The 7,558-nt window shown below is 42.5% G+C and carries 7 protein-coding genes, 1 pseudogene and 1 riboswitch; of the genes and pseudogenes, 1 reads left to right on the top strand and 7 read right to left on the bottom strand.

Annotated elements, in window-relative coordinates:
• Positions 1–148 precede the first annotated feature (148 nt).
• The 3 genes from LC574_RS17535 to ntrB all read right to left on the bottom strand — a co-directional run bounded on the left by LC574_RS17535 (position 149) and on the right by ntrB (position 3,434).
• On the bottom strand, positions 149–985 hold the full coding sequence (locus tag LC574_RS17535) for an ABC transporter ATP-binding protein (protein ID WP_229454687.1): 837 nt from the start codon (positions 983–985) through the stop codon (positions 149–151).
• Between the two features lie 57 nt (positions 986–1,042).
• Positions 1,043–2,485, bottom strand: a complete 1,443-nt coding sequence (locus LC574_RS17530) for an ABC transporter substrate-binding protein (RefSeq protein WP_229454686.1) — start codon at positions 2,483–2,485, stop codon at positions 1,043–1,045.
• Between the two features lie 97 nt (positions 2,486–2,582).
• Complete coding sequence (ntrB, locus tag LC574_RS17525; protein ID WP_229454685.1) at positions 2,583–3,434, bottom strand: nitrate ABC transporter permease; 852 nt, start codon at positions 3,432–3,434, stop codon at positions 2,583–2,585.
• 97 nt (positions 3,435–3,531) lie between these two features.
• Positions 3,532–3,759, bottom strand: a riboswitch (cyclic di-AMP (ydaO/yuaA leader).
• Positions 3,760–4,175: 416 nt separating this feature from the next.
• Between ntrB and LC574_RS17520 the strand changes: the two genes are divergently transcribed.
• Positions 4,176–5,366, top strand: coding sequence for a sensor histidine kinase (locus LC574_RS17520; RefSeq protein ID WP_229454684.1), 1,191 nt, complete (start codon positions 4,176–4,178; stop codon positions 5,364–5,366).
• 143 nt (positions 5,367–5,509) lie between these two features.
• Here LC574_RS17520 and LC574_RS17515 read toward each other — a convergent pair whose 3' ends face one another.
• The 4 genes and pseudogenes from LC574_RS17515 to LC574_RS17500 form a co-directional block, all read right to left on the bottom strand.
• Complete coding sequence (locus LC574_RS17515) at positions 5,510–5,845, bottom strand: XisI protein (RefSeq protein ID WP_229454683.1); 336 nt, start codon at positions 5,843–5,845, stop codon at positions 5,510–5,512.
• A 369-nt stretch (positions 5,846–6,214) separates the two neighbouring features.
• The gene (locus tag LC574_RS17510; RefSeq protein WP_229454682.1) at positions 6,215–6,865 is read right to left on the bottom strand and encodes a sigma-70 family RNA polymerase sigma factor; all 651 of its coding nucleotides are present in this window, start codon (positions 6,863–6,865) and stop codon (positions 6,215–6,217) included.
• Between the two features lie 74 nt (positions 6,866–6,939).
• Positions 6,940–7,077 (bottom strand): hypothetical protein, encoded by a 138-nt coding sequence (locus tag LC574_RS17505; protein WP_229454681.1) that lies wholly within the window; start codon positions 7,075–7,077, stop codon positions 6,940–6,942.
• Positions 7,078–7,082: 5 nt separating this feature from the next.
• A pseudogene (locus LC574_RS17500) lies at positions 7,083–7,403 on the bottom strand (DUF2330 domain-containing protein); the annotation flags it as partial.
• Positions 7,404–7,558 lie beyond the last annotated feature (155 nt).

The raw sequence follows: 7,558 nt of genomic DNA, 5'->3' as shown, positions 1-7,558 counted from the left end.
CTAGTATAGGAGAGATATTAGAAGTTCCTTTTTACTCTCAAATTGCCGCTCTCTGCGAGATACGCCCCACAATATGGTTCCTCCGTTCCAAATTCAGCTTTCATGAATTTGAATTAGGCTACCCACTAAAAAAAATGATAATCTAAATTTACTCGTCTTGGGCAAAATATCGATCAAGGAAATTTAGGGCGTGGTTGCGAAGTTCAAAATATTCTTTTGAGTTTCGCATGGCCGCGCGATCGCGTGGATGTTTAAAAGGAACTTCTAATATCTCTCCTATACTAGCAGCTGGGCCATTGGTCATCAAGACGATGCGATCGGACATATAAATTGCTTCGTCTACATCGTGGGTAATCATCATCACTGCCTGACGATTATTTTCCCAAATATCCAATACCTGGCGCTGCAATTTGCCACGAGTTAGTGCATCTAAAGCCCCAAAAGGTTCATCCATCAGCAACATTTTAGGACGAATTGCTAAAGCTCTGGCAATACCTACTCGTTGTTTCATACCTCCAGAGATTTCATCAGGATATTTGTCAGCCGCCGCAGTCAAGTTTACCATTGCCAAGTGTTGATTTACAATGCTAATTTTCTCGGCACGATTAGCATTTTTTAACACTTCATCCACAGCTAACCGGATATTTTCTCGCACGGTTAACCAAGGTAACAGTGAATAGTTCTGAAATACCATCATTCGCTCGGCTCCTGGCTGACGAATTTCTTTTCCATCTAGCCTGACTGAGCCGGAAGTGGCTTTTTCTAAACCAGCTACTATCTTTACTAGGGTTGATTTACCACAACCAGAGTGACCAATTACAGAAATATATTCATCTTCACCAATCGTCAGATTAACCCCATCTAAAACGACAAAGTTATCTTTATCAGGTGTCGGATAAGACTTGACTAAATTTTCAATTTCTAAAAATCCAGGGCGGGGCAGAACTTCTGTCTGGGTATTAATAGGTAATGAGGTATATTCCATCATCAAAATGCTCCGGAAATAATTTAGTCATCAGTCAATATTTGAACTTGAAATTTTTTAAGACATGAAAAAGTTAGTGGGAGCGTTAGCCCTGATGGCAAAACTATTCAGATAGCCCACAGGATCGCTGGGGTCGAAGCCTTTCTTATCTATAAATACTTCTGGTGGTTCGACCTTGTAATCATCCTTGGGACACTCAATGCCCATTTCAGATGCTATCTCCCGATATAAATCTGCTCTCCAGCCAAGTTCTGCTAGTTTCTCGGCATTTTTGGGGAATTCCTTAATTTGTCCCCACCGCGCTGCTTGTGTCATCAACCACATACTTCTTGATCTCCACAAAAATGTGGAGTGTTCTCCTGGCCGTTTGGGAAGGTTGTCAGGAATATCGAAGAAAATCGTGGTGTCAGCGGCTTTGATGGTGCGGTCTTTGCCGTCAAAGCCGCCATAGTTGTAATTGCCGAGAATTCCCGGACTTGTAAACTTCGTGATTGGGGCATCTTTCTTTTTGGGTCTTGCACCTGTAAAGGAACGGTCTGTAATCAGTTCGGCTACTTCTTGGCGATTTTCTACTTTGCTGCAATATTGGCAAGCTTCAATCATCGCCTTGACCAGTGAACGATAGGTTTTGGGATATTTGTCGATGAAAGATTCCATCACCCCCAAAAGTCGATCTGGGTGTCCCAACCAGACTTCTTTACCTTGTGCGAAGGTAAAGCCGATGTTTTCGTTACCTGTTATTGCTCGTGTATTCCAGGGTTCTGCAACCATGTAAGCTTGCATGGCACCAATCCGCACGTTTGTCACCATTTGGGGGGGCGGAACGATAATGACGCGAAACTCTTTAAGCGGATCAACACCAGCGGCGGCGGATAGGTAACGGATAAAGTATTCGTAAATGGCGGAACTCAGAACAACTGCCCAAACTTTGCGTTCTGGCGGCTGCTGGTCAAAGTAGCCTCGGAAATCGCGCCCAAAAGCTTGTAGCGCGCCATCACCATATTTTTCTTGATACTCGTACCACGGACGCAGCCCAAAATCCCACATGGCTTTGTTCATGGTCATGGCGTTACCGTGGCGGTGAATGGTCATGGCTGCACACAAGGGGGCGTGGCGTGCGCCTTCAGCACCAATTCTGGCGTTGGTGACGGCACCGGATACTACAGGTGAAGCATCCAGGCGACCAAAAATTACACCGTCGCGAGAGGTGGCCCAACTGGCTTCGCGGTTGAGTTTGACGTTCAAACCATATTTGCGGAAGAAGCCTTTTTTCCAGGCGATCGCAAATGGCGCACAATCATTAACAGGAACGTAACCAACGGTGAGATCGGATTTTTCTAGGTCTTGGGATCTAACTACTGGTTGTACAGCTAAGGCTTCTTCAGTTAGTCCTTTGGCGGATCTATCTCCTGAAATCGCACAGGAGGACAGCGTTATTCCCGTTGTGGTTGCTCCTATTCCTTTGATAAAGTCTCGTCGAGTCCAGTTATTATCACCCATTCTTGTAGCTCCATTGGTGATTAATTTTGGTTGTAAGATAGGCTAACGCAAAGGCGCATTAAAAAACGTCTTAGCGTCTTGATGCGAAAAAATTTAATCAGTTAGAAGCTGTAGGGCGGCGAGTTACTAATTCTTGAATTTTGCCCACGGCGTAATCTAGAATTAACCCAGTTAAGCCAATTATCAACACAGCTAAAAAGACTGAACTCAGGTTTAAGCGACTCCATTCATCCCAGACAAAAAAGCCGATACCAATACCGCCTGTGAGCATTTCCACGGCAACGATTACCAGCCAAGCTATCCCTAAACTAATTCGTAAACCTGTAAAAATATACGGCAAACTTGCAGGCCAGATGATTTTTGTAATTCGTCGCCAACGGGGCATTTCCAATACTCGTGCCACATCTAAATAATCTTTGGGAACGCTAGAAACTCCTAAAGCAGTATTTATAATTGTCGGCCATAAAGAAGTAATAAAGATGACAAAAATGGCTGAAGGATCTGCCAAATTGAAAATTGCTAAGGCGATGGGCAGCCAAGCTAGGGGCGATACGGGTTTAAAAATTTGAATGATCGGATTGAGCGCTAGCATTGCTGGTCTAGACATACCAATTAGAAAGCCCAGAGGAATCGCTACTACCGCACCTAACAAAAAGCCCAGTAATACCCGACGCAGACTTGCGATCAACAACCAACCAATTCCTAAGTTGCCTGGGCCTCTTTGGTAGAAAGGATTTGAGATGTAGTCTAGATTGGCGATTAGCGCTTCTGGTGGGGTGGGCATCAATTCATGGTTGGCAAGTGCAACAATCCACCACAACACAATTATTCCCAAGAAGCCCAATACAGGTAGAAAGAAGACATCTCTAACAATGACAGGTTTTGCCTTTTTCCAAGCCGCTTGTCCTGCGATCGCTGCGATCGCAGCCAAATTTAATTGAAATATCATTTACGACCTCAACAGATTTAAGTGCAGGTACAAAAAATCCGAGCAGTACCAGCCTTGGACACCAATGAGATCAAAACATTATAAAAATGCCGTCTCTTCAGTCTCCTCTCAATGCCTACGAAGTTAGCTGACGGGCTAGGGCTGAGAGATGCCCTTCACAAGAAAGTTATGAGTTATGAGTTATGAGTTAAATATTAGTATTAGTATTAGTAACTTCTAACTCCTCACTCTCAACTCCTCACTTTCTATAAGATACGCCCCACAATTTGGTTTCTCCGCTCCAGCGTTATGCACTGTGACACGCTGAATTAGGCTGACTTACTCTAATGGATACTAAATTATGCACAATATAACATCGATCCTCAGTAAAAGCCATCTATCTTATGATAAACTTTGTTGACTTTAATACTAAAGCTAAGTGTTTTTTCGCAACTGCACGTAATAAATAAAGCTCGTATTTTTAGTTGTGTTGTAGTGAAGTCCTTGCACAGACAGCTAAATAATATAGTCGAGCCAAGCATCAAGAATGTTACGTGCTTGATTAATATTTTTTAATACAAAATAGATTATGCTGAGAAAATTTTATATACGGTTAGTTAATCAGCAAACAAAAGAGCATGTATAATCTATTCCTTTTGGCAGGTGAAGAAAATTGGTAAATTTGGTAGATACTCACTGCACTCGCTAAACTAATTGGATATGGAAATTTACTCATCTATCTCCTAGCTGATATTTAACATAATGGATTTTAGTAAAGTACTGGCTGAAAAAACGGACACCATCATCGACAAATGGGTTGCAGCAGTTCGCAAGGATAGACGGATTGAAAGTGCTGATGACCTATCTTACACAGCAGTAAAGGATCACATCCCTGATGTTTTGAAAGCAATGGTGACAGTGCTTTCAAAACATCAAGATAATGATATTCAGTCAATAGTTACTGCCAGTTTCCAGCATGGAGCTATTCGAGCCGAACAAGGCTTTGATCCGGCAGAAATTGCCAGAGAATATCATCTGCTGCGAACAGTAATATTTGATGCCCTACAAGCAGATTTATTGGGGGGAACACCTGTAGAGATAATTCGTTCCATGCGTTTGATTGACGCTATCATAGACGAAGCGATCGCTCGCTGTTTCAAGAGTTATGTTGAAGAGCGGTTGCGAGAATTACAGCAGTTGCAGTCATCACTAACACTTCATAATGATGAACTCACCCGCTTAATGAGCGCAAATCAAGAGTATCTTTCACAACTAGCCCACGAATTGAAACATCCCCTAACTTCCATTATTGGTTACTCGGATCTGTTTTTACGCCAACAACGACGAAAGACTCGGTTAAAAGACACTTCTATCAATCTCGAACATATTGAGCGGGTACTACGCAATGGTAGACAATTACTCCACCTCATCAACGATGTATTAGAACTTTCGCGGTATGACGCAGGGCAGATAAAACTCCACCTAGCACCCACCGATGTGCGTGAATTAATCAATAATGTCTGTGAAATGTTGGAACCTTTAGCTGCTGGGAAAAATTTAAAAGTCGTAGTAGATTGCGAACGCGCTCTCAAAGAGAGAACCACAGATCCTTTTCATTTGCAACAAATTGTTACAAATCTTATTAGTAATGCGATTCGCTATACAGAGTCGGGGACTATTATTATAATGTGTCAGGTGTTGGAGAATCAGAAATGGGCGATCGCGGTTTCTGACACTGGAATTGGCATTGCACCAGAAAACCAAGCCCAGATATTTGAACCCTACTTTCGCGTCAGTTTTAGCGATCGTCCCTATCTCCCTGATAGTACAGGATTGGGACTTGCGATCGTCTCCCGCTTAGTGAAACTACTACAAGGTCAAATTAACTTAGTATCCGAGGTGGGAGTTGGTTCTACTTTCACTGTAATTTTGCCCTTAGAAGTCAAGATGTGAAAAAGTTTATATAAGACTCGTACTGATTTCTGAAAAAATCAGTACACCCCGAAAAGGCTTCTTCCCCACTCCCCACTCCCTACTCCCTCTCTACGCAAATAATTTCAAAAATCAAAGCGGACTGCTATAGTATATTTTAAAACTCATGAAACAGCATATCCCGTATGTTGCCTGACATTTTGCGGGTGAAATCCTAAAACAATTTTCTCTTTGGGAATACCTGCTGTTACTAATTCGTAGGTCACACCATCTTCTGTGTCATCTCGTTGCACCCAGATTTTGCCATCAATAATGTCAATATGAACTAAGCAACCATGAATTCGCTTGACACCATCCCAGCCTAGAGTTATCAGTAAATAGCTGTTATTTTCACTATCAAAGACTGCTTTACATTCAATAGCTGCATGGGAATAAGGAATTTGTGTGTAGGGTACTAATACCTCTTTAATTATGCGTCGATAATTATCTAAGGTATCCATTGGATAATCCTCTCAGTTTCTGGATTAAAAACAACTAATACCATTTCACTTTAATAATGATACAAATACGTTAGTAAGGGCTTGTCTTTGCCCATTGGTGTCAACTTAACGTAAAAGTTATGTCCCGCAAGGAACTTCAGTTCCTTGCTAATAGCAAAAGTAATCTAAAGATTACTAAATATACCCAAAAATATTTAGTCTACTTCAGTAGACTTTAGCTATTAGCCTTGAACTTCAGTTCAGGGCGGGTGAGGAAGGCAACAGTTAAGCCATTTCTAGGCTTTTGTTGACACGTATGAGCAATGTTTCCTATAGCATGGTCTATTTGCGATCGCAAAAGAATTAAGAAAAGCCTGAAACAACGTATTTTTATAACAATCCCTGTAATTCTGCGAATTTACGCAAACGTGGTAGACACTGGCGCTGATAAAAACTGCTTAATGTCGGAATTGACAACCCAAATTCCTCAGATAATTCTTTCCAGCTAACTTCCGGGGGTAAGCGTTTGAGAATTAATACCTGACAATTCACATCTGGACGCCCTTTAATGTAAGTACTGCACAGTTCTCCTTCAGAATCTGTCTTAGCCCATATCTCCAAGTCTTCCAGAATGGGAGGTGCTTGGGGGGTAGCAGGGAGGTTATCTACAGGATCAATGGTTTCTCTTATTCCACTCGATGTAGACTGACGAATCCAAAGAGGGACTGTTGTGGCTTGTTCCCGGTTCTGGTTAATGTAAAAGTCTTGCAGTCTCCGTTTTAGGTAAGCATTTAGCCAGGTGATGACACTGCCATAGGTGGGGTCATAGGTTTGACCTGTCAAACCTTCACAAACATTGCGGCAAAAATACAACCAAGTTTGTTGTAGTGCATCTTGATAGTAAGGAGTACTTTCTCTCCAGAGCCTACTTGCACTCAAGCGAATAATTTGCGTGAGCAGCTTCTGACGCTGAGGACTTCCAGATGGGTGTTCACAGGCTTCGCTAACTAAGCGGCGTAGGTGTTCATCGAATTGAACCATGAGAATCTTGGCGAAGAAAGCAAGAATATCTTAGTATTGCGTATAACAACACTCTAAAAAATTTTCGTCAAGATTTATTCATTGGGCATGGGGCATGGGGCATTGGGCATTGGGCATTGGGCATTGGGGATTGGGCATTGGGCATGGTTATTTTTGTTCTCCCTCATCTCCCTCATCTCCCTCATCCCCATTCCCCATTCCCCACTCCCCACTCCCCTCAATCTAATCCAAACCAGGACTGGACATTTTCCAACCAGGTGTATGTGAGATTTCCGACACTCAGCTTCATTTTTTTGCGAATATCTTGGATATTCCCGTTGGTTAACCTAGCTAGAGTCTGCGCTTCTTCTTCAAAACGCTTGGGCAAAGACTGTTTGTATTTTTTACCTGCCTCACACTTTAGTTCCCCTTCAAATGGATATTGCAAAACATAACGCCCTTGGAATAATTCACGGTTGGCAGTTTGTAAGAAAATCAAGTCTTCAGGGAATGTGTCGCGGGTGTAGCGAACATGCAGACGGGAGATGAAGACGTTAGTGTTAAAAGGGGGAGGAGCAAACCTGCGGATTGGTAGACAAAAAGCTGATTTTGATTCAGCAAAAGGACGACAAGCATAGTGAAACTAGCCACCGCTTGTGCAACGGTAGAAGGAAAATGGCGACAGTAGAAGAAAGCCGTAGTGCATCCATGTGA

Origin of the sequence: Nostoc sp. CHAB 5715, assembly GCF_020829685.1 — a bacterium.
In the GTDB taxonomy this organism is placed as follows: domain Bacteria; phylum Cyanobacteriota; class Cyanobacteriia; order Cyanobacteriales; family Nostocaceae; genus Nostoc.
This window is presented reverse-complemented; position numbering and strand designations above follow the sequence as displayed.